The organism is Selenomonas sp. (assembly GCF_052169755.1).
Taxonomy (GTDB): Bacteria; Bacillota; Negativicutes; order Selenomonadales; family Selenomonadaceae; genus Selenomonas.
The window spans coordinates 1-3,767 of sequence record NZ_JBQNBV010000168.1 but is presented as its reverse complement, the minus strand read 5'-3'; the positions used below and the strand labels follow the sequence as shown (position 1 = coordinate 3,767).

Genomic DNA, 3,767 nt, shown 5'->3' with positions numbered 1-3,767 from the left:
GTCGTACCGACGGTAAAGGTCGCGTTCTCGGATGCGTGAACGGCGGATTTCTCCGTGTTCTGCTGCGTGATTGTATCCGCTGCCTCGACGACGACGGTCTTTCCTTCCAATCTGCCGTCTGTGAGGTCGGCGTTCTTGGCTCGGAGATTTATCTTGTCCGCACGAACGTCCGCAAAGGATGGTGCATCGCCGCCTTTGCCGAGCTTTATCGTGCCGCCCTCGTGCGTCACGTTCACCGTGCCGTTCGCATCTCTCGTCCGAATCGTCCCCAGCACGAGATCGCCGTTCTTTTCTCCTTTGAGCGAGATTTCCGACGCCGCTTCAGCATCGACCGGTGCGCCGTTGCTCAAGATTCGGACAGCCGCGCCGTTTGCGCCGATGCTGCCGCCTGCCGCAAGGCGAATGCGGTTTCCAGCGTTGAGATAGGACGGAGCTGTTCCCAGCGGCGCTTCCATGCGGATCGCGCCCGCTGCATGAAGGTTGATATCCTTGCCTGCCGCGATTGCCCCGAGCGTGAGAGCCTGCGTTCCCGTCTGCTTCAGATAGACGGACGCTTCCGTGTTCGCCCGAAGGGTTCCGCTGAGATCTGTTTCTATTTCCGCCCCTTTCCTGCCGATGTCGCCTTTGCCGCCGTAAAGCGTCAAGTCTTTCGCCGTGATGCGTCCTTCTGCCGTGATGCCGTTTCCTGCCAGCAGCTTGACTTCGTTCGCCCCCGCGTTGATGCCGCCTTTGATGCGCAGCGTCTCGCCCTCGGTGCTTGCCAGATAGACGTGTCCCGTGCTGTTTGCCGAGACGCCGCCGTTCGCTGCCGTCTGCACCGTGAGCGGCGTCTTTTGCCGCACGGTCAGGCTGACGAGAGCGCCGGATGCGTCATAGTTCTTCGTGATGTCGCCCGCTCGCGCTTCAGAGAGCGCCTTGAGGCTTTCCGGGCGCGTGAGATCTGCCTTCGAAATGGTCTTTTCCCCGGTCGCACCGATATTTTTCGCGTTCAGCACGATGCTGCGGCCGCTGACGTTCGCCGTTTTTTGAAGGTTCACTTCGCCCGGACGGCTGTTGACGATTCGATCTTCCATAGCGTAGAGAAGCTGGTTCTTCGACCACCCGTATGTGTTGTCCGTACGCGTGATTTCCGCGTAATTCGCGATGGCGCTTCCTTCCTCCGTCGTGTAGCCCTTGCCGCTGAAATACGTTTGGCGTGCGCTTTGGAACGCTTCCCGCGCCGCCTTTCTCTCCTCTTCCGTGACGGCGGCTTTCAGCGCTTTGATGTAATCGCCGCGCACTTTCTGCATGGCAGCGTCGCTGTTGTAAGCCTGCGCCGCGCTTTGGTATGCTGAAAGTTTCGTGCTGTCCTTCTTTGCGAGCTGGTTGAGTCTTATCTGCGCCGCGTTTTGCCGCTTTTCACGCGCGAGCTTGGCAGCCTCAGTATTTCCTGCCGCGCTGTCGTCAGAGGAAATAAGCCCCGCTTTCTCCCAGACAGCTTTTCTCCCCGCCGTATTTGCTGCAGGCTCGCGCCTATCCGCCGCGATGATGTCATGCCCTTGCGCATCCAATGTGACATTGCCTTCGCTGCTCACGATATGATTGACGCGCATGTCGCCGTCAGCCTGCGCCAAATGGATATTGCCGCGCGCCGACGCCGAGAGGCTGGCAGACGACGGTTCGCCGCCCTGCGCGTCCGTTCCCGCACGGACGCGCAGCGCGTCGCCGTCCGTACCGATTGCGCCCGTCTCGCTCGAAAGCTCGATGCGCTGCGCCCGCACACTGTCGCCGTTCGTCACTGCGTTCGTCAGGCTGCCGCGCGCGCGGATGACCGCATGGTTTCCCAGGCGGGTTGCATCTCCTGTCAGCGCCCTGAGCGCCAGATCGCCCTGCATGGATGACAGATCTATGGAGCCTTTGTGACTCGCGAGGAACACGTTCGCACGATTTCCCGGTTCCAGTGCGGCGTGCTGCAAGTCGATGTCCTTTTCCGCCCGTACCGTGAGATCGTCGGTTCTGAGAACTCCGCCGCCCCGGACGCTGCCGCCCTCGGAACTCAGTTTGACAAAGGTGTTATCCGCCGCCTTGACGTCGCCGCCGACCATGATATCACCCTTGGCTTTGATGTCCACGCCAGCCTCTCCGGCAGGCGCAGTCAAAAAGCCGACGGAGACGGGATTGTCCGCCTTGAGACTGTAGGTGCTCGTAGAGGAAGAGCCCTCGTATTCCGTCCATGTGTAGGTGTAAGTGCTATGAAACAGACCGAAAAGACCGTGCTCCTCCTTCGTCTGCGTCAGCTTCCCGTCCGTCTTGCTGAGCTGCTGCCATGCACCGTTGATTCGATATTGTTTGTTCTGATCAGACTCGGCAAAGAAGCTGCTCGTCCCAAGGGTTTCCCCCCTATGCTCGGAACTTTCGACCGTTTGGATCTTATCTGCCTCCACCTCGTTTCGGATCTCCGGCGCCGACTTGAAGTGGATGAAGCCGACATATCTTTCGTCTTTATAGGATTTCGTCGTCGCCCTGTCCGTTGCGACGCCGCCCGTCCAGCGATAGGCGAGACCGGCTTTCGGGTTGAACTGGAATGTGCTTCCTTGCGCCTCTTGTACGCTTCCCGGGTTGCCGATGGCGTATGTGCGCGATTTCCCGTTCATATACTCGAAGACTTTTCCCTGCAGCGTGTCCGTGATGCGCACGAAGCCGGCGCGGTTCTTGTTCTCAATGGAAGAAAGCGCGAGTGCGCGATCCACAGCCGTGACGTCCGCGCTGATCTTTGCCGTGCCGTCCGCCGCGAGGATGCGTCCACCGCCCGTGTTCCCCATCCTGCCGGAAATGTAGACCTGTCCGCCGTCCGTCTTCACCGAGTCGAGCAAGAGCTGACGTGTCGAAGGGTTGTAATAGACAGCCACTTGATATTTCCACGCTTTTGCCGTCGTATCGTAGACGGCGCCGCCCTCGCGCACAAGGTAGCGTTCATTGCCGCGCACCGAAGCATCGTCCAGCGCCTGCGGATGCTGCTGCCACGCGCTGTCCATCGCCTCTACTTTTGCCCGATCCGAAGAATCGAGCGTCGCCGTATAGGAGTTGTAGCCGCTCTGCACAAGCCCATTGAGGTTCACTTCATGGGCGTTGATGTAGACTGCCTGCCCCGCGTGGATGCCCGCCTTCTCGTTCGTCGCCGCTGCGGGGAGGTCGATGCCGAGACTGTACTTCACCCAGAGGCGGTAGTCGTCATAGCTCGCGAATTCCTTCCGAACCTTGTTGCCATGCTTCTTCATGTAAGTGTCCAGAGCCTTTTGGATTTTGTCCGCTGTAGCTTTGTCGATCATGTAGCGGGCGATGGGATCGCTGCCCACATTGATGACGCCTGTGGGATTGTTCTGCACCACGGCTCCTTCTGCGGCAGTGATTTCGACATTTCTGCCGCTGATTTCCGCCGTGCTTTCCACATGGACGCTGCCATGCTCGTTCTTGATGCGCACGTCGCCGTCGCCCGCCGACACACGCCCCTGCAGGTCGATGAGCGGCTTGACGCCGGCCATCCCTTCGTGGGTCGAACGGATGTCGATGACGCCGGTTTTTCCTGCCGCCGCAGCCGCATGAATGTTCTCGATGCCTTCGACTCCGCTGACCTTTTCGCCGCTTCCCACTTTCCGGGAAATATCCTGCCCGTTATAGTAGACCTTGCCGCCCGACTGACTGATGACGGCGTCGCCCGCGAGCAGATGCAAGGGCGCATGGTTGCGGATAGAGATCTTCGGCGTGCCCTGCGCTCTGAGCGAGCCGCC

The 3,767-nt window shown here is 60.0% G+C and carries 1 pseudogene; it reads right to left on the bottom strand.

What is annotated here, in order from left to right:
* Positions 1-3,767: pseudogene (locus ACTTKG_RS09710) on the bottom strand (hypothetical protein); the annotation flags it as partial.